We start from the raw sequence: 19,069 nt of genomic DNA, 5'->3' as shown, positions 1-19,069 counted from the left end.
CGTACTCACATGTCAGATCATACTCGTTATTCTTAATAGTAAGGAGTGACGAACTCATTCCGGAAAACATAATTCGGGGGGAAAGCAAATGCAGAAGAAGTGGTTGCTAGTACTAGTAAGTTCACTGCTTATTATGGCCTTGGCCGCCTGCTCGTCCAACACGGGAAACACAGCAACCGGGGACAGCGGCAAATCAGGAAATTCTTCAAGCCCGTCAAGCTCTTCAGGTTCCTCAGGCACAAAGACAAAGATTGTCTACTGGACTCCCGATCGCCATGATGCTGAGTTTATGAAAGGTAAGGTTGATCAATTCAACAAGACCAACTCTGACAACATTGAAGTTGAGATGAGCGTTATGGGCGACAATTATCCGCAAGCTGTGGATATTGCTTTCGCCAGCCAGCAAGCGCCGGATGTGCTGCAAATTGATGATTTTGAAACTTATGTTAAAAAAGGCTACCTTGCTCCGATTAACGATTACATGAGCGATGAAATGAAGAAGACGTTCGAGAGCGTTATTATCGAACACAAAAACGAGATTGATGGAAAAATTTACACGCTGCCAAATACCGGACAGACTTGGCGTTTGATCTACAATGTCGATCTGTTCAAGCGTGCAGGTATTGCTAACCCTCCAACAACGCTGGACGAGCTAGTTGAGGATGCCAAACTCATTACGGATTTGGGCAAGGCGGAGGGTATTTACGGCTTCGCAAGCCCGCTCAAGGGTTCAAGCGGCTTTGGACGTCCAGGAAATACAGTTGCTCCAGCCAGCACGACGACTGGCGTTGACGGTTACAATTACGTTACTGGCGAGTTTGACTTCGGGATGTATAAGGATATCGCTTTAGCTATGCGCAAGATGGTGGAAAGCGGCTGTATGATGCCGGGTGTAGAGAGCCTCGACATTGACCCGCTTCGTGCCCAGTTCGCACAGGGTAAGATTGGAATGTATTTCAATCACTCTGGTGAGCCTGGCGTTTACAAGGGGCAGTTCCCGACAACAATCAACTGGGCGGCGGCGCAGCCCCCGACTCAAAGCGGACAAATTTCGGGTGCTTCGCAGGTTATCGGCGGATCATACATTGGCATTAACGCCAATTCCGCAAACAAGGATGCAGCCTGGAAATTCATGAATTACATCTACAGCGTAGATCTGCAGACTGAATATTTTGAGCAAGGTTATGGCGTATCGTTGATTCCGACAGTACTCGCTAATGCCAAGAAGCCGGAAATTCCAGGGATTGCAGGGTTTCTGCCGAAAAAATATGATGCGATTTACCCGGCTAACCCGCTGTCAGCAACGGAGAGTCAGGTTGAGGGGTCAAAGTGGGCAGAATCATTCGTGAAGTTTGTAATGGTTGGTGGAGATGTAGGACAGACAATAACTGATCTGAACACTCGCTACAATACCGCGCTCAAGCAAGCCAGAGATGCCGGACTGACAACAATTGAAGCAGACCCAAGCTTTAATTCGTTGAACTTGCAGGGCAAGCTGTCAAACGAGTAGCGGCATAACGGATTAACATTAGAGTAGGTTTAGGAAAGAACTGCCCCGTAAATGAGCGTTATGTTTATGGGGCAGTTCCTTTTTCGTCATGCAGACGATGATTTGATTTGCATCGGTCGGTATCAGGGAGTCGAGCTTGCCCTTGTGCGACACTACCCAAAGAAATAAACAGGAGGCTGCTATGAGCACCTATTATTACCTTACTAGAGCGGAGCTGGAGCAAGCCGCCCAGCGATATGGCGAGTATTACCCGGACCATGCCGCCGCCTCGATCCAGATTGCTGACCATGCCTGCCGGAACGAACTCATGATTCCATATACAAATGATCTCACCACCTGGATACAGATGGGCGAGCGGGTTGATTGGCTCTACAATCCCTCGCGTGATCCCGAGTTCACTTGGGGAGTAAACCGTCATTGGCATATGCTGGACCTTGGCAAAGCCTATTTAATGACCAAGGAAGAAAAATATGTACAAGTCTTTAAGGAGCATTTCCGCAGCTGGCGGGAGCAAAATCCGCCCCCATCTCCGCGGCCGCCTTATGAGGATGCTGTTTTCTTCCAGCTGCCGGGGCCGTGGCGGCTGCTGGAAACTGGGCTGCGCGTCCAGTCCTGGATATCGGCTTATGCCTACATGCAGAGCAGTCGCCTGCTGGATGAGGAATTTTTCACCGGGCTGCTGGAGGCTCTGGAGCAGCATGCAGATTACCTCAGCACCTACTTAGGGGATACCAATATCAACCATGCGATTATGCATATGCAAGGGCTGTTCATGATCGGCGTGTTTCTTGCTGAACATCCAAAGGCACCTTATTGGCGCCAACTAGCGATGGAACGGCTGCAGCTGTGCCAGTATCATCAAATTGGGCCGGAGGGCATCCAGACTGAACTGACCACCCACTATCATGATGGCAGCATTGAGATGTTTGGCACGCCATATTTGTTGGGGCGTCTAGCAGGGCATCCATTTCCAGAAGCATATGGACAGCAGCTCCACAGGATGACCTCCTTCACACTGGCGATGATTAGGCCCGATAACCGCTCTACGGCTATCGGCGACTCGGAATGGGTCAGCAATGGACGTGCCAGAGTCGCCATTCTGGGCGGAATACTGGACGACGAGGAGTTAAGCATGCTTGGAGAGGTCAGCCCGGATTTTCTGTGGATGCTTGGAGCTGAAGCATTCCAGCGATTGGTCGAGCGGCAGGAGCACGGATATTCACCTGTGACAGGGAAAGACTTCCCGCAGACGGGATATTACATTATGAAAAATGTCGACCAGCACCTGTTCTTCGATGCCGCGCCGATGGGGGGAGCCCACGGTCATGCCGATGCACTTAATCTGGAGTGGTACTGGCGGCGGCAGCTAATCTTTGCTGATCCCGGCCGCTATACTTACGAGGAGGGGGAGTGGCGGCATTATTTCAAAAGCACCGCTGCTCACAATACGGTGCTCATTGATGGTATGGACCAGACACCCTATGTTTCAACTCAAGCCTGGGGCGAGCCTTTGGCTGAATGCACGACTCACCGCCGCGAAAGCACAGCTGCTTATGAGTTCGTCGACGCCTCGCATAACGGGTATTTGCGGCTGAGTAATCCGCTGCTGCACCGACGTTGGCTGTTAATGGGTAAAGAGGTACCGCTGCTGCTGCTGGTTGATTGGCTGGACGGTGAAGGCGGACATCAGGCGGAGCAGCGCTTTCACCTTCATCCGGATGCTGCTGCGGTAGTAATTGAAGCAGAACCGTGTCCGGGGGTTCAAATCGACTATTCACTATCAAGCATCGGCGTGCAGATGTATTGGACCGCTGATGCTGCCGCTACAGCGACTGAGCTTAAACCGGAAATCGTTATCGGGCAGGGCTGGGTATCGGAGATTTACGGGTCCAAAGAGGAGACGTCCATAATTGCAGCCAAGCTTATAACGAGCGGTTCCGCTGGACTTAGTACGGTTGTGCTGCCCCATGATCTAGACGGGGCAGCAGAGGAGCCTTGGCTGGTGAAGGAATTTACAATAGAGCAGACGGAACGGCAGCTGAGTCTACTGCTACAGCGGGCAAAGCAGCGGCTGTGGATTCGGATCGAAAGCGGCAGTGTGTTTTGGGAGCTGGAATAAAATATTAAATAATTAAACGAATAAAGACGTTCTGGGGACTTCACCCTGGAGCGTCTTTGCTTTATCTATTGATGAGATTTTCAGATTAGCCACTTATAATGCTTCTATTTAATTACAAATAAATCCTGTTGGTATGGGGAGATGATATAATACATGTGTGACACCACCACAGCGAAAAAAGGTAGAAGCGACTCGTATTGGTGAATTAGGCGAGCATAAAATAAATATTCAATTGGACCAGCTGCCAAAAGACTGCAAGTATTTAAGTGATTTGCTTATCTCTAATCTTAAGTCACGCTCGGGTTATTCTCAGGTGGACCATCTCGTTATTTCTCCCTATGGACTATTCGTCATTGAAACGAAAAATTATAACGGAGAGATCAAGGGCGGGAGGAATGACACGCACTGGAGCGTGATTAATGGGCTTTAATAAAAAAGGCAGGAGAAAGATGGTATGTATTCGTTTCAGATGATAAAAAATGTATCGTTGCATATGAAGTCGGTCAGTCGAAAAATCCCCAAATGCCATATATCGTTATTCAGGGACGGGAATTTGAAGGTTTAGATAGAGCTGGTTGGCAAGGGTGGGTGAGGATGCAGACTCCGATCTGGGAGGATACGATTATCATACCAGGATTAGTATAAATAATAGAGTTGAGTCCAGGCGATATGGGCAGCATTTAAAAAGGAGAGATTCGATATAGCTCTAGTGCATGACTTCATACTTATTTCCAATCAAGATTGGGAACAAGATTCCATTTTTATTGGCGTTTCAAAGTACATGGAAAAGCACCCGCAAAACGTTGTCCATTTACATGATGACATGTTTGGTTATATGCAAGATTCATTAAAATGGATTGAAACGTACAATCCTGATAAAAATAAGAGCGAGCTTGGATTCAACTATTTTGGTTACTCGATAATCGAAAAAAAAGGCGCGGCAATCTTTTTGAATATATTGGAAGCATGGCTCTTACTATTTTCTCAAGCACCTGATGAGATTGAATTGACTGGCTGGTATACATGGACAGACGATGAAGACCCGAAACAATCCGGCTATTACGATAAATGGTCATTTAGCAAAAAAGAGCTTCTTGATACGCTAAGTAAGTTGATTGAGTTCGCGAAACAGGTCGAAGCAGAAAATTATAAGATTCTTTACTGTGGTATTTAACGGTTATGAATTTAGGCGTGGAAAATGTGGCGTTATACGCGCAGTGGAAGGTTGAGCCAGCAACTTCAAGCACTATGAAAAATAACCACTCCCGCCGATTTGGATCAGTGGGAGTGGTTATTCGATGTCCGATCCTATTAATTGAAAGTAATGGAGTAATAAACGGAAGGAAAAGCAGTCGTCGATCCTGGAACGCGCTCTACTACTGTAATCAGAGTGCCAGGGCTGTAGTAGCCCGAGCCGCCATTGTAATTTGTGCTGTTAACGATGGATGTGCCAAGATCCTGTATTGTATTGTTGTAGCTCCAGTAGTAATGCAGTTGAATGGCATTTGCTGCCGTTGCCGTTACCTTAACGCTTGAACCAGATGTTTTAGCATTAGGGAGAATGTAGGTATAGCTTTGACCAGCTGTGAGCGTATAGGAATTGGTAATTCCATAGGCTACAATAGTAGGGTTGGCCGATGCCGTCATGCTGAACATAAGAGACATGGCCAAAACAAGTACGAATAATTTTGCGCTTCTTTTTTTCATAAATGATCCGTCCTCTCAAAAAATGGATGGTTAACTTATGCGATTAACTGAAAGTAATGGAGTAAGATACGGAAGGTAAAGGAGTCGTCGATCCTGGAACGCGCTCTACTAGTGTAGTCAAAGTGCCAGGGCTGTAGTAGGCCGCACCGCCAGTGTAATTTGTGCTGTTTACGACGTATGTGCCAAGGTCCAGTGTTGTATTGTTGTAGGTCCAGTAGTAATGCAGTTGAATGGTATTTGCTGCACTTGCCGTAACCTTAACGGTTGTACCAGTCGTTTTAGCATTAGAAAGAAAATAGGCGGAGGTTTGCCCAGCTGTGAGCGTATCGGAATAGGTAATTCCATAGGTTACTGTATGAGCACTGGCCGATGCCGTCATGCTGAACATAAGAGACATTGCCAAAACAAGTACGAATAATTTTGCGCTTAATTTTTTCATAAATGGTCTGTCCTCTCAAAAATGGATTTTTATAAAGCTAAACTAAATACAAACTAAAAGCCTTTCGAAACAGGCCGCATCATTCCCTTCTCACTAAATGTTAGCGCTAACATTTCTAACCATTTCAATATATCTTATTAAAATACAGTTGTAAATGGTAGAGAAGAAGGAGCAAATGACGAGTTTTGTCGAGTGATAGGAATGAAAATATCCAAATTTATGCTATGATAAATTTAGTTTGTCTACATTCATTAGGGACTTGCCCCAAGGAGGAGCGCTATGAATATTACAGAAGATTTTAGAGATGAACGATTCAAAACATATATTTTAGAAAATTATTGTGAAAAACGCGAATGGATTCAGACGAGCGATGTGGAGCAAATCGTATCGTTGCAGCTAGCAAGCCAAAAATATTCAAGTTTGAAGGGCATTGAACATTTTACGTCGCTTGAAGAGCTGGATTGCTCCTACAATAACCTGATGGAGCTAGATATTAGCCGCAATATAAACCTGAAAAAGCTTAACTGCAACAAAAACGAGATTCATGCCCTGAATTTGACGAACAATAGGAAGCTGGAAGCACTGGATTGCGGGTTCAACCGAATTCAGAAGCTGGATGTCAGTCACAACGCCATGCTCGTCAAGCTGGACTGCTATTGGAACATCCTTGCGGAATTGCAAGTGGAACACAACACGAATTTAGAGCAATTCAACTGCGGCTACAATGCCCTATTTAATTTAAATTTGGATCAAAATAAACAGCTTTCCCGTCTGGATTGCGGAAACAATTATTTAATAGCCTTGAACGTAAAGGAATGTCCGAGCCTGCTTGAAATTCGCTGCAACAACAATCATCTTACGGAATTGGACGTAACGCGCAATTCAGCCCTGCAAAGCTTAAGATGCTTCAATAATCATATTAAAAGCCTGGACATCAGCCATAATGTGTTTTTAGAAGAGCTTTATTGTTCAGAAAATAAAATTTCGAAGCTGGACATAAGCCATAATCCAAAGCTTGCGCGGGTAGATTATTCGAGCAATCTCATTGTCGAGCCTAATCATACGATCAAAGGGGTCGGAACCTTTGTATACGATGTCGCTCTTTCATCCTATTCCACCACGCTTCAATATAGGGAGAAAGAGCTTGCCGCAAGTGTGGCTGTCGCCACCAAAGCGGACATGAAACGGCTGTCGCCCATTATAAAAAAAATGTGGGAGCACTTTGACGAGCTATGCGAAAGCGCGCTGACTCTGATTGCCAGCATGCATCCTGATGAGGATGTGAATGAGCTCGTTTTGTCCGGACTGGAGTTTGCTGGAGACCGCACTTTTCGATTAGGCTATGATGCTGGCGACAGTCCAGCGGGGCAGCTTTACATTTACGCAGCCTTTAATCATAAGCTTGAAATGGACAGTGAGCTAATTTATGAAACGTATTAATCACTATGATTCGGTACACAAATTAAATGCCATACAGAAACCAAACAAGACGCTCCGGGACCTCAGCCTAGAGCGTCTTTATTTTGCCTATTCATGAGATTTTCAGATTAGGGTCTTATAATGCTTCTATACTGAGGCGGTAAGGAGGTTGTCCATGGTTAAGGGCATTCAAAAAAATATGGTATATCATGCTTGCATGCTTTATAGGGCTTTTTATCGCGTCGTCATTTTTTGTGAGGGCGGAATATCATTTTTACGAATACGGCGACACCCCACACTTGGGAAAGCAGCAGCTGGTTTTATTTATTTTAATCATAGGGGCAGTCCTCGCGTTAAGCATCTTTCTATACAAAATTTGCTTGAAGCTGAACAAATACAGCTGGAAAATCGTTATCCCGGCCACGCTGCTGTTCTCGTGTACGCTCCAAATCGCGATTATTTTCCTGTTTCCCCGCCTGCCGACGGATGATTCCGAAACGGTGCTTTCTCTGGCGATGAATATGCTGTATCAAAAGGATTAAAGTGGGGGATAAATGGCAACGGTCTGATTTACATTGACCCTTACAACTTAAAATACTATAATTGTATTATTCAGTCGTATACCATAAAAGGTTGTGTTATCAATGAAGTTAGACTCCAATAACCATTCAGTGTTCTTTCTCCATTATCACCTGATTCTAGCCATCAAGTATCGTAGGGAAGTCATTACCGATGAAATATCCGAACGTCTAAAGGAGATATTTGAAAACATTCAGCCTACTTACCATGTGACTTTGCAGGAATGGAAGCCTGACAAGGATCATGTCCACGCTCTCATGAAGACGCATCCCAATACCGACATTTCCAAATTTCTCAACGCTTATAAGAGTGCATCCTCCAGGCTGATCAAGAAGGAATTTCCTATCCTCCGAGAATCGCTATGGAAAGAGCATTTTTGGTCACGTTCCTATTGCTTGCTTACAACAGGTGGAGCGCCAATAGATGTCATCAACACATACATTGAAAATCAAGGCATGAAGGGATGATCGGAATTGCTGAGAGCCTACAAATACCGTATCTACCCTAATCAAGATCAACAACAATATTTAGCTAAAGTATTCGGCTGTGTCCGCTTTATTTACAACAGAATGCTCGCAGATAAGATTGAACATTACAAGCAAACGGAAACGATGCTCAAAAATACACCAGCACAATACAAGCAAGAATTCGACTGGCTGAAAGAAGTAGACAGCCTAGCACTCGCGAATGCACAAATGAATCTTGAGAAAGCCTATAAGCATTTCTTTCGTGATAAGAAAGTGGGATTTCCTAAATTCAAGAGCAAGAAGACAAATCACCATAGCTTCACAACCAATAACCAAAATGGAACCGTTACCATTGAAGAGGGAACTATCAAGCTTCCAAAGCTAAAAACGAAAATCAAAATCAAGCTGCATCGGCCATTTGTGGGACTTATCAAATCATGCACGATTTCCAAAACACCAACGGGAAACTATTATGCTTCCGTATTGGTTGAAACGGAGATCGCCCAGTTGCCCAAATTGGATACGAAGGTTGGCGTTGATCTTGGACTGAAAGATTTTGCGATTACGTCACACGGCGAAATCATTACCAATCCCAAATACTTGCGTAAGTCTGAACAGCGATTAGCTAAGCTGCAAAAGGACTTATCGCGCAAGAAGAAGGGAAGCCATAACCGTCATAAGGCTAGGCTGAAAGTGGCCAAGCTACATGAAAAGATTAGTCATCAGCGTAGAGACTTCTTGCACAAAACGTCTGCCAAAATGATAAACGATAACCAAGTCATCGTGATGGAAGACTTATGTGTGAAGAACATGATGCAAAATCACAAGCTAGCAAAGGCAATAAGTGAAGTAGCTTGGAGCATGTTCCGTTCGATGCTTGCATACAAGTCTGCATGGTATGGCAGAGAATTGATTATTGCACCAAAGAACTATGCAAGTAGTCAGTTGTGTTCATGTTGCGGTTACAAACATGCAGAGGTGAAAAATCTTGCCTTGCGTGAATGGACATGTCCAAACTGTCAAACGCATCATGATAGAGACGTAAACGCTGCTCAAAACCTTCTGAAACTAGCCATGTAAATGGCATCTATTGGGTTAGGAATCTAGCCTGTAAGCTTGGGTAAACTTGGAGCAGTAGCTTCATTGACCAAGAAGCCGCCACCTCTTAGGTGGTCGGTAGTTCACCTTTTCCATCGTTCTATACTTAAAAACGCTGCTGCAGCTATTTCCCGATAATTATTTGGTCATCAAAATCTTCAATATTGTATTTACGCTCGTTACTACACTAATGATTTATTTGCTCTATAGAGAGCTGAATAGCAAGTCCATGGAAAATGACTATGGCGTTTTAGTGTTTGGCGCAACCTATATTCCTGCGCTGTTTATGAGCAATTTTATTTATAACGATGTGATTGCTACCGCTTTTCTGACCAGTGCTTTATATTTCTCTGTGAGGTTTATCCGAACAAGATCGATTAAGACGATGATCCTCGCTGCGATTTTGCTGGCCATCGGCAACTATTTCAGAAGCATCGGCGTCATTTTTCTGATTGCTGTGCTGCTCAGCATTATTTTCAATATAAGGAAAATTGGAGTGAAAAAGGCCGTGGCCTCGTTAATCCTAATGGCGGCGTTGTTTAATGTTCCGGCCTGGACGCAGAACGCGGTTCTGCAGGCCACGAATGTCGTAGATGAATCGGTCAATGATAATTCTGCGCCTGTCTATATGTGGCTGAATATGGGCATCAACCTGAATACGTTTGGGTTTTGGGACAGCAGGCAAAGCTACAATATTTATCAAAGAGATGCGGGCTATAATAAGGCGGACAGTGTAGAGCTGTTTAAGGAGTCGATCAGCAATAAGCTTTCTGAGGCGAGTGCAGGCGATTTAGCGGAAATGTATTTTAAAAAGCTCATCTGGACGTGGACGGAAGGAACGTATCAGATGGAGAGGTACGGCATGGGTAACGATGGCTCCTCCGATACAGGGGGGAGAAGAAGCTTTAACCTGGAGCGGTACAGCTATACGACGTGGGCTACAGACTTATTCAAGGCCGATTCGAATTATAGAAGCGGACTGCTCTGGGTGCTGTATGTGATGAGCTTCCTGATGTATGTCGGCATTCTCATTCGTTTAATTGGTGGCATTAGAGCCAAACGATTCGAAGAAACCTCTTTAATTTTGGTCATTTTAGGTTTTATCGCCTTTTATCTGCTATGGGAAATCAAGTCCCGCTATATCTACCCGGTGTATCCATTGCTGATTGTGTTATCCTACATGGGCTTTAAGGATTTTTATGAGTATGTATGGAAAAGAAAGAGGTGAGCTAAAGATGCGCAGTAAAAGATATGGCTTTATTTTAATTATCGTGATGCTCAGCTGCTCCTTGGTGCTTGCCTCATGTGAGGCCATTACCGCTCAAGCGATAACCCAGTCGGACGCCAGCTCAAGGGGAAATGGCGGAGCGGATATGAACAGAGGGCCGGGCAGTAGAAGATGAGTATATTGAGGTTAGAGTAGAGACATTATTTGAGGTCCTGGGAAGCGCCAATCATAAAATATCCCTCATTAAACAAAAACCGCGAAGGCTCAGTGCTGTGCGGTTTTGTTTTTTAATTTTATCCCTAAATTCCTTTATTAATCTTTTATTGGATATTAATATAATTCTATTAATAATGGTGGGGTGGAGGCCTATATACCGACCAAGGTCAAGAAGAGTGAAGGAATGAATATAGAATACATAATATAGGGGATTAAGCCTATAATTTATCATGTTGTATTGTAATCGCTTACATTTTATAATTATCTAGAAAGGAGGCGGCAATCAGAAGCTCATGGATGATAAATATTTTCATACCTCTCAAGCCCCTAAAATGAGTTCTAAGTCTAGTTTACTTAACATAGTAACCTAGATGAAGAATGAATGGAGGGGTTTTTTTATGCAACGGAGACGAAATATCTTACTTTTATTCTGATTACATCAAACCGAATAAATGCGCTCTTAGATAGGGGTGAGGTTATGTGGAACGTACTTTTGGTTGATGATGAACCAGGGGTTCTAGAAGGGCTGAAAATGATGATTGATTGGGAAAGCTATGGCTTTCAAGTCTGCGGAGAAGCATTAAACGGACCGGATGCGTTGAGGCTTATTAAGGAGCTGCGTCCCGAGTTGGTCTTTACGGATATCCGGATGCCGGTGATCAACGGTTTGGAGTTGATTGAGAAGACGAATCGGATGCTTTCCCATCCTCCTAAATTTATTATTTTAAGCGGCTATGATGATTTTCAATATGCGCTCGCGGCAACACGTCAACGGGTAGCGGAGTATTTGCTTAAACCAATTGATGATGAGGAGATCGAGGCATTATTGGTCAAGCTTAACCAACATTTACAGGAGAAGGAAGCAGATGAGAAAAATCGCTTGAAACAGCATTATTTTGCCTTCAACCATATGGTTAACCGTCTCATTCAAGGTGAATATAATACGGATTTAGAGCAGCAGGTCCGTCTTTCGTTACAGCTTCAAGAAAAGCCTGGGGAGTTAAGGTGTATCTTGTTTGACACGCTCTCGTTCTCTGTCGATTTGAGACATCAGGTGGGAGATTTTTTTTCACAGGATATCGCTTGTTCCTTCCAAGACAGCATTGGAAGAACGGGGCTGCTCATTGAATCTTCTTCGAATGCAGACGGAAAGCTTCAGGAAAAGGCCCTTCTGCTGCAAACGAATTTGGTGATTAAGCTGGGGCAACCTGTCATTATAGCTATCAGTGATAGAGGGGAAGGGATCCGGGCAATACGAGCGTTATATTTGCAAGCGCTGCAAGTTTGGAAGCAGAAGCGAACCCAAGGCAAAAGCGGAGTGTTTTATTTTCACGAGGTTGAGAAGAGAAACCAGCAGCATGTCGTGTCCAAGCTCAAATTCAGACAGCTGCCGGAGATTGTGGCCGAGGGAAGCTTCGCAGCCATCGAAAGCTGCGTAGAAGAGGCATTCGATTCGATTGCTGCTGGCGATCTGCCGGATATCGAGGTGGCTAGGGCCTATGCAGCCGATCTGGAATTGACGATATGCAGGCTTCTGGCCGAAAAAAATGGAAACCCAGATACGTTTATGATGGGGATGGAAAGAGAACACGGCAGCCTGGGTGGCAAGGAGGATTATCCCGCTCTGAAGGGCTATGTTCGCTGCCTATGCTTGGAGACTGCTAACGTTCTGCATGCGTTAAACCAGCAAAATGAGAATAACACGATATTTCATATGATCCAGTATGTGGACCGTGAGTATCGAAACAAGCTGCAACTGCATGATTTGGCAAAGCATTTTCATATGAATTCAGCGTACTTAGGGCAATTGTTCAAAAAGCATACGGGGAAATCGTTCAACGTGTATTTGAATGAGAAGCGGATTGAGGAAGCTATGCGGCTATTAAAGCGAACCCAGATGAAAATATCCGATGTGGCGCAGCAGGTCGGATATCCAAAGGTAGATTATTTTATAAATAAATTTAAAATGCACACTGGGGTTTTGCCTTCGGTATTTAAAACGGATTTCGAAAACAGGAAGCGTTAGCGGCAGGGATGGTGTACAAATGAGGGGAAGAAGATTCAGATTCGGTACAATTGTGAACGATATTCCTTTAAATTACAAGTTTCTTCTTATTTTTTTCGTAGGCATTCTTCTGCCGATTATCGTCATTAATCTGCTGTTTATGGACCGGATGGCTGACTTGATCAAGTCGCGCGAGGAGCAGAATGTTGAAATATCGCTGGAGCGGGCGAGAAAGGATATTGACGATTATATAAACGGCGGGGTGGCTGTCAGCCATGCCTTGTACACCGATAAGACGTTGTATGAAATGCTGGACCGTACCTATGAAAATCAGGCCGATTTCTATGAAGCGTTCGATGAGCAGCTTCGAAACCGGGTGAATAGTTATATACCGGTCAATAATCAAATTTCACGCATCAGTATTTTTACAGACAATCAATCGGTTGTGTCGGGAGGCAACTACCACAAGATCAATGATAATGTGCTGAAAAGCGAATGGTACAAACAGTGGGAGAAGGCGACCGATCCGGTAATCGTTTCAGCATACCGCGCAGCTGGAGTGAATGATATGGTTTCAACTGTCCCCTATTTCAGCATCATCGAACGTATGAACTACTATGATTCCTACAATAAGTATGACAAGCTGCTTCGAATCGATATCGACCTTAGTAAAATTTACGATGTAATCATGCGGGAAGAAGATTATTTGAATTTGTTTTTGGTCAATGATCATAATCAAATTATTATGTCTGCCCAAAGCGGCTATCAGAGGGGGAATATCGAGGATGCTTACCCTGTATTTAAGCTGCCAGAGTCATACAAGCAAGAAAGTATCCATGAGATAGCAATCGGCAGGGCCAAATATGTGAAGGGATGGCGTTTGATCGGGCTTCCACAAGGGACTCAGGTTTCGAATGCTATGCTGGATATGCGGCTGTTTGTAGCGATTTCGGCTGCAGTGGTCAGCTTGATCGCATCCATATTCATCTATGTCATGCTCAGATCATACAATTACCGGGTGAAGCGGCTGTCCCGGCATATGCAGAAGGTGACGAACGAGAAGTTTGAACTCATTCATATGGATGAGGGCCACGATGAAATCGGCGGCTTGATTCAAAATTTCAACTTGATGACAGCTAGAATCAACTCGCTGATCAACAACGTGTATAAGCTGGAGATTCAGAAAAAAAGCTTGGAGATGGAGCGGGTACAGGCCGAGTTGAATTTTTTACAAAGCCAGATGAATCCTCATTTTCTTTTTAATACGTTAAACGCTATTCTTGTTGCATGCACCAAGCACAACTACGCAGACGTGACGGATATTATTAAAAGCTTGTCCAAGCTGCTCCGACGATTACTGAGCTGGAAAGAGGACATCGTTTCGCTTAAGGAAGAAATGATGTTTATTGAGATGTACCTTAAAATCGAAAAATTTCGTTTTAGAGACAAGTTTGAATTCAAATTCGATATCGATAAGGAAGCGCTGCGCTACAAAATTCCAAAGATGAGCATACAGCCGCTTGTTGAAAATGCTTGCAAGCATGGCATACAAGCTTTATACGGGCTGGGAACGGTTAAAATCAGTGCTTCAGTTAATCATCATCGGCTCCGGGTCGTGATCACTGATAATGGAATAGGTATTGAGCCTGACAAGCTGAAGGAAATAATGATATCTATCCGCAATGAAAGCTCGCCCGATATGAGTATCGGCATTCGAAATGTGTATCGCAGACTGGAGCTTTATTATAACGAACTGGTGATTTTCAATATTGTGAGTGAGCCGAATGAGGAGACGAAAGTATCTTTTGAAATTCCAATAAAGCTGCTCCAGCAGCTAGACAACTTTGACGAAGGAAAGAGTATAACACATGACCTATAAAGTACTGTTAATTGATGATGAGCCGGGAGCTCTGGAAGGCATGCAGCTGTGGATTGATTGGAATAAACTGGGATTCGAGGTTTGTGGAACGTGCAGCAACGGGTTAGAAGGCTTACAGCAAATCCAAGAGCAGCTGCCAGATTTGGTCGTGACGGATGTTAATATGCCGATAATGGACGGGCTTGAAATGATCGCCGCCTGGCGGCAGCGCCATTCGAAAAAAGTTAGTTTTATGATCGTGAGCGGGTACAGCGATTTTGAATATGCACAGCGCGCGATGCGGTATGGAATCAATCATTATTTGCTGAAGCCTATCATTCAGGAAGAGGCTGAAATAGAAATTGTAGGTATTCGCCGAGAGCTGATGCAGGAGGGTGAAAAGCAAAGCTTTGACCAGATTGCTACATACGAAGAAACGGTTGCATTGATCAAAGAATTGTTGACGGAGCAGTCGATGTCGAAGGAGCCCGTCCTGTCAATGCCGCTCATAACGCTATCTGTCAAAAGGGAAAAATGGAATTTCTATCTCGTTCAAGCTGATGCTTTCATGATCGCTGAATTGAGAGAGACGGCCGTAGCGCTGCTGGCCCCAGAGCCGTTTATGTTTCTGATTGACTTGGAGGAGAACAGCTTTGGCATCGTTTATGGATATTCAATCGAAACGGTTGATGAGGACAGAGCTTGCCTTGTCATCGACGAGCTGATGCGTCGGTATGCGGGCCGGCGTTTATTTGTGGCAGCTGGTATGGAAGAGTCGTCCTTACTCAGCATAGGCAGATGCTTGCAAACAGCGAAGCAAGCGATCGCATATCTCTTTTACAGAACGGACTACAATGAAGTTGTTTATTATAGCGATATCCGGGATAAGCCCTTTCATTATCACTATGACATTCATCTCATGGACGGTATGCTGGGGGCGATTGAGCTGCTTCACAAATCAAGCTTTCAGGAAGCTGTGCATTCAGCAGCAAGCAGCTTCCGAGAGACGCTTATTGCTCCCGATATCGTAAAAAAAATCGTCATTCACCTCTTGTATAGAATAATCGAGTATGTACGGGAGACTATCGATACTCCAGCCGAAGCCATGCTCGGAAAATACAGCATTCCGGAAATATCCGGCTCTGTGCTTCATCTCAATGATCTTTTAAGTCGGCTCTTAGTATGCGGCGAAGAGAGCATAGAGCTCCTATTAAAGGAGCAGACGCGAAAATCGCAGGGTATTGTGCAGAAAATCAACGGCTATATACAAGAGCATTTTCGCGAAAATCTTACAATCAAGAAGCTAGGGGAAGTTTTTTATTTGAATCCGGTTTATTTGGGTCAGCTGCTGATGAAGAAGAATGGACTTGGCTTTAATGAATCGGTCCATGACCTTCGGATCGCTGAGGCGGTAAGTCTCCTTGAGCATAATAAGCTGAAAAACTGCGAAATCGCGGAACTTGTTGGTTACAGCAATTACAGTCATTTTTTGAAGGAGTTTGAAAAAAGGCTGGGGATGTCTCCGAATAAGTATAAAAGCAATAAGTTATAAAGTTTTTAGGGTTAAAACTATAATTAAGCAATAGTTGAATAATGAAAGCGCTTTTATAATGTAGAGAGGTTACATGCAAGAATTGGTATTTCATGTAGCTAAAATTAGATGGAGGTGCTTTACATGGGGGGCAAGTCCAAACCGCTGTTTAGGCTCAGTATGGTTATGCTGTTGTCGCTTAGCGTGGTTCTGTCGGGATGCAGCGGAAATAATAATACAAACACCGGCAAAAACAACAACTCTTCAACATCGGCAGCAGGCGGAGATGGAACGGCAAAAGTGGAGCCGTTTGAAATTAGTTTCTATATCGGGGAAGCCGGCCAGCAGCCGACACCTGATAACAAGGTGTATAAGAAGATCAAAGATGAATTGGGAGCAACACTTAATTTTGAATTTCTCGCTGGTGATAGTGAGCAAAAACTCGGCGTAATGATTGCAGGCTCAGATTTTCCAGATGTAATGACCTCCAATACGAAGCTGGTTACTGCAGGGGCCCTTATTCCGCTTGAGGATCTCATCGAACAGCATGCTCCTAATCTTAAGGCGCATTATGCAGATTTCTGGAACATGATGAAGGATCCTACCGACGGACATATTTATACTTTGCCGAACTATGGCGTATATAACGGGAAAGTAAACAGTACATGGTACTCAGGGCCTGCATTCTGGATACAGAAGGAAGTATTGAAGGAATTCAATTATCCGAAAGTCAAAACGCTTGATGAGTATTTTGATTTGATTGCCAAATATAAAGAGAAATACCCGACGATTGACGGCAGTCCGACCATCGGGTTCGAGATTTTGAACAGCGATTGGAGAAACTGGGGCTTGTTCAACGCTCCGCAGCATTTAATCGGGCACCCGAACGATGGCGGAGTTGTTGTAAAGGATGGAGTAGCGGAAATATTCTCGAATAAAGATTTTTCCAAAAAGTATTACCAAAAGCTTAATGAAATAAATAGCCTTGGACTTCTTGATAAAGAGACTTTCACACAAAACTATGATCAGTACATGGCTAAATTGTCAAGCGGCACGGTTCTGGGGATGTTTGATCAGCACTGGAATTTCCAAGCGGCAGAGGACTCCTTGACTACCCAAGGAAAAGACAATAGAACTTATGTAGGCTTGCCTTTGGTTTACGATGCGAGCATTAAAGATTATTATCGTGACCTTGGTCCGCTTAATTTAAATAATGGCTTCGGTATTACCGTTAATGCCAAGAACCCAGAAAGAATTATTAAATTCCTGGATGCTCTTATGACAGAGGATTGGCAAAAAACGTTCTCATGGGGCTTTGTCGAAGAAGACTACATCGTCAATGAGAATGGTCGATTCATGAAGACGCAAGAGCAGCGTGATAAATTCTCAGATGCAACTTGGAAATTAGCAAATAAAGCGGATACCTTATTTAAGTTTTTGCCTAAGACTGAAGGCAGCTTCAGCGACGGCAACTCTACGGATGGGGCAGCTCAACCTGAGGAATATCAAGCAGGTCTGAAGGACTTCGACAAAGAGGTACTAGCAGCTTACGGCTTTAACAGCTATGTGGACTTCTTCAGCGAACCGCCAGCAAACCAGATTTATTATCCGGCTTGGAGCATCGATTTAGTGGATGGCTCAGATGCCAAAATCGCAAATACGAAGTTGAATGAACTATCTTCCAAATTCCTTCCAAAAGCTATTTTGGCAAAACCGGCCGATTTTGAGCAGGTCTGGAACGATTATACCGCTGAGATTGGTAACACCAATGTTAAGGCTTATGAAGATCGAATCAATACAATCATTCAGCAAAGAATTAAGGATTGGAGCAAATAAGACATTCGTTTGAGAATCAGCAAGAGGTAAGGCATTAATCATGCCTTCCTCTCTTTCTGAAATTAAGGCTTGTGGGGAGAGCGGGAATGAATGGATGAGACTTTATTGGAGAAGAAAGCCGTCCGGAATGCTAAAAAAGGAATAAAACAACGAATGAACTGGAACGTCATTAAAGGTCAGAAACAACTCATTTTTATGTCTGTTCCACTCATGCTTTATATCATTTTGTTTTCTTATGTTCCCATATGGGGTTGGACGATGGCTTTTCAAGACTATAAGCCAGCGCGTGATTTTAGCCAGCAGAAGTGGGTTGGCTTTAAGCATTTCGAATTTTTATTTAGCGATGATCGTTTTTGGCGCGTATTACGCAATACGCTCGGGATGAGTCTGATTAACCTGGTGCTTGGCTTTGCCACCGCGATTATATTGGCATTGCTATTAAACGAAATAAAAAAAGTATTGTGGAAAAGAATGGTCCAGACGATTTCTTATTTGCCTCACTTTTTGTCTTGGGTTATTGTGACCGGGATTGTAGCCACCTCGCTGGCATCCGACGGGATCATTAATGATGTGCTGATGAGGCTGCATTTGATTAATGAGCCGATCCTATGGCTAAGCAAGGGAGAGTATTTCTGGGGAGTCGTTGGTGCATCACATATATGGAAAGAGGTCGGCTGGAGCACGATTATTTATTTGGCCGCTCTGGCTTCAATTGATCCTGCGCTGTATGAAGCAGCTGAAATTGATGGCGCAAACCGCTACAGGAAGATGCTCAATGTGACCCTGCCGGGTATGAAATCGACCATTGTCATTTTGTTGATTATGTCGATCGGACATATCATGGACGCCGGATTTGAAGTGCAGTATTTGCTTGGAAACGGCCTAGTTGTCGACTGGTCAGAAACGATAGATATTTTTGTTTTAAAATACGGGATCGCTCAAGGCAATTACTCGCTCGCTACCGCTGGCGGCATTTTCAAAACAGTTGTTAGCATAACGATGCTGCTGCTCGCGAACTGGACAGCTAAACGACTCGGGGAAGAGAGGCTGTTATAGA

At 44.2% G+C, this 19,069-nt stretch carries 16 protein-coding genes and 1 pseudogene; 15 read left to right on the top strand and 2 right to left on the bottom strand.

The features are described 5' to 3' along the window. Positions 1–88: 88 nt before the first annotated feature. The 4 genes and pseudogenes from ACSR9A_RS19640 (at position 89) to ACSR9A_RS19625 (ending at position 4,803) form a co-directional block, all read left to right on the top strand. The gene (locus ACSR9A_RS19640) at positions 89–1,510 is read left to right on the top strand and encodes an ABC transporter substrate-binding protein (RefSeq protein WP_473759033.1); all 1,422 of its coding nucleotides are present in this window, start codon (positions 89–91) and stop codon (positions 1,508–1,510) included. Between the two features lie 181 nt (positions 1,511–1,691). Further along, on the top strand, positions 1,692–3,629 hold the full coding sequence (locus ACSR9A_RS19635; protein WP_473759031.1) for an alginate lyase family protein: 1,938 nt from the start codon (positions 1,692–1,694) through the stop codon (positions 3,627–3,629). 172 nt (positions 3,630–3,801) lie between these two features. Further along, a pseudogene (locus ACSR9A_RS19630) lies at positions 3,802–4,050 on the top strand (nuclease-related domain-containing protein); the annotation flags it as partial. Positions 4,051–4,410: 360 nt separating this feature from the next. Further along, a complete protein-coding gene (locus ACSR9A_RS19625; protein WP_473759029.1) occupies positions 4,411–4,803 on the top strand; it encodes a hypothetical protein in 393 nt (130 codons plus the stop codon). A gap of 137 nt (positions 4,804–4,940) precedes the next feature. On the opposite strand, the gene ACSR9A_RS19620 is transcribed toward ACSR9A_RS19625, so the two are convergent. Next, a complete protein-coding gene (locus ACSR9A_RS19620; protein ID WP_473759028.1) occupies positions 4,941–5,336 on the bottom strand; it encodes a hypothetical protein in 396 nt (131 codons plus the stop codon). A 43-nt stretch (positions 5,337–5,379) separates the two neighbouring features. Beyond that, the gene (locus tag ACSR9A_RS19615; protein ID WP_473759027.1) at positions 5,380–5,775 is read right to left on the bottom strand and encodes a hypothetical protein; all 396 of its coding nucleotides are present in this window, start codon (positions 5,773–5,775) and stop codon (positions 5,380–5,382) included. Positions 5,776–6,054: 279 nt separating this feature from the next. Here ACSR9A_RS19615 and ACSR9A_RS19610 point away from each other — a divergent pair, with 279 nt between their 5' ends. From ACSR9A_RS19610 to ACSR9A_RS19560, 11 genes are all read left to right on the top strand, one after another. Then, a complete protein-coding gene (locus ACSR9A_RS19610) occupies positions 6,055–7,215 on the top strand; it encodes a leucine-rich repeat domain-containing protein (RefSeq protein ID WP_473759026.1) in 1,161 nt (386 codons plus the stop codon). Positions 7,216–7,493: 278 nt separating this feature from the next. Next, the gene (locus ACSR9A_RS19605; protein WP_473759025.1) at positions 7,494–7,736 is read left to right on the top strand and encodes a hypothetical protein; all 243 of its coding nucleotides are present in this window, start codon (positions 7,494–7,496) and stop codon (positions 7,734–7,736) included. 102 nt (positions 7,737–7,838) lie between these two features. Then, the gene (gene tnpA, locus ACSR9A_RS19600; RefSeq protein ID WP_473759024.1) at positions 7,839–8,240 is read left to right on the top strand and encodes an IS200/IS605 family transposase; all 402 of its coding nucleotides are present in this window, start codon (positions 7,839–7,841) and stop codon (positions 8,238–8,240) included. 6 nt (positions 8,241–8,246) lie between these two features. Further along, positions 8,247–9,320 (top strand): IS200/IS605 family element RNA-guided endonuclease TnpB, encoded by a 1,074-nt coding sequence (gene tnpB, locus ACSR9A_RS19595; protein WP_473759023.1) that lies wholly within the window; start codon positions 8,247–8,249, stop codon positions 9,318–9,320. Between the two features lie 112 nt (positions 9,321–9,432). Continuing rightward, the gene (locus tag ACSR9A_RS19590; RefSeq protein WP_473759048.1) at positions 9,433–10,566 is read left to right on the top strand and encodes a glycosyltransferase family 39 protein; all 1,134 of its coding nucleotides are present in this window, start codon (positions 9,433–9,435) and stop codon (positions 10,564–10,566) included. A 7-nt stretch (positions 10,567–10,573) separates the two neighbouring features. Beyond that, a complete protein-coding gene (locus ACSR9A_RS19585; RefSeq protein WP_341281169.1) occupies positions 10,574–10,741 on the top strand; it encodes a hypothetical protein in 168 nt (55 codons plus the stop codon). 519 nt (positions 10,742–11,260) lie between these two features. Next, positions 11,261–12,808 (top strand): response regulator transcription factor, encoded by a 1,548-nt coding sequence (locus tag ACSR9A_RS19580; protein WP_473759021.1) that lies wholly within the window; start codon positions 11,261–11,263, stop codon positions 12,806–12,808. 19 nt (positions 12,809–12,827) lie between these two features. Continuing rightward, on the top strand, positions 12,828–14,666 hold the full coding sequence (locus tag ACSR9A_RS19575; protein WP_473759020.1) for a cache domain-containing sensor histidine kinase: 1,839 nt from the start codon (positions 12,828–12,830) through the stop codon (positions 14,664–14,666). After that, the gene (locus tag ACSR9A_RS19570; RefSeq protein ID WP_473759019.1) at positions 14,656–16,197 is read left to right on the top strand and encodes a response regulator transcription factor; all 1,542 of its coding nucleotides are present in this window, start codon (positions 14,656–14,658) and stop codon (positions 16,195–16,197) included. The genes ACSR9A_RS19575 and ACSR9A_RS19570 overlap by 11 nt, the downstream gene beginning before the upstream one ends. Positions 16,198–16,320: 123 nt before the next feature. Next, entirely contained in the window at positions 16,321–18,012 is a 1,692-nt protein-coding gene (locus tag ACSR9A_RS19565) for an extracellular solute-binding protein (protein ID WP_473759017.1), read from the top strand. A gap of 90 nt (positions 18,013–18,102) precedes the next feature. Further along, positions 18,103–19,068, top strand: coding sequence for an ABC transporter permease (locus tag ACSR9A_RS19560; protein WP_341281175.1), 966 nt, complete (start codon positions 18,103–18,105; stop codon positions 19,066–19,068). The last annotated feature ends 1 nt before the right edge of the window (position 19,069 follow it).

The organism is Paenibacillus sp. R-74696, from assembly GCF_055814915.1.
Note: the sequence above shows the minus strand (reverse complement) of the source record. Positions and strands in the feature narration are given on the sequence as shown.

Coding starts and splice junctions, on each gene's coding strand:
- ACSR9A_RS19640 (WP_473759033.1), top strand. CDS start 89: ATGCAGAAGAAGTGGTTGCTAGTACTAGTAAGTTCACTGCTTATTATG.
- ACSR9A_RS19635 (WP_473759031.1), top strand. CDS start 1,692: ATGAGCACCTATTATTACCTTACTAGAGCGGAGCTGGAGCAAGCCGCC.
- ACSR9A_RS19625 (WP_473759029.1), top strand. CDS start 4,411: ATGGAAAAGCACCCGCAAAACGTTGTCCATTTACATGATGACATGTTT.
- ACSR9A_RS19620 (WP_473759028.1), bottom strand. CDS start 5,336: ATGAAAAAAAGAAGCGCAAAATTATTCGTACTTGTTTTGGCCATGTCT.
- ACSR9A_RS19615 (WP_473759027.1), bottom strand. CDS start 5,775: ATGAAAAAATTAAGCGCAAAATTATTCGTACTTGTTTTGGCAATGTCT.
- ACSR9A_RS19610 (WP_473759026.1), top strand. CDS start 6,055: ATGAATATTACAGAAGATTTTAGAGATGAACGATTCAAAACATATATT.
- tnpA (WP_473759024.1), top strand. CDS start 7,839: ATGAAGTTAGACTCCAATAACCATTCAGTGTTCTTTCTCCATTATCAC.
- ACSR9A_RS19585 (WP_341281169.1), top strand. CDS start 10,574: ATGCGCAGTAAAAGATATGGCTTTATTTTAATTATCGTGATGCTCAGC.
- ACSR9A_RS19580 (WP_473759021.1), top strand. CDS start 11,261: ATGTGGAACGTACTTTTGGTTGATGATGAACCAGGGGTTCTAGAAGGG.
- ACSR9A_RS19575 (WP_473759020.1), top strand. CDS start 12,828: ATGAGGGGAAGAAGATTCAGATTCGGTACAATTGTGAACGATATTCCT.
- ACSR9A_RS19570 (WP_473759019.1), top strand. CDS start 14,656: ATGACCTATAAAGTACTGTTAATTGATGATGAGCCGGGAGCTCTGGAA.
- ACSR9A_RS19565 (WP_473759017.1), top strand. CDS start 16,321: ATGGGGGGCAAGTCCAAACCGCTGTTTAGGCTCAGTATGGTTATGCTG.
- ACSR9A_RS19560 (WP_341281175.1), top strand. CDS start 18,103: ATGGATGAGACTTTATTGGAGAAGAAAGCCGTCCGGAATGCTAAAAAA.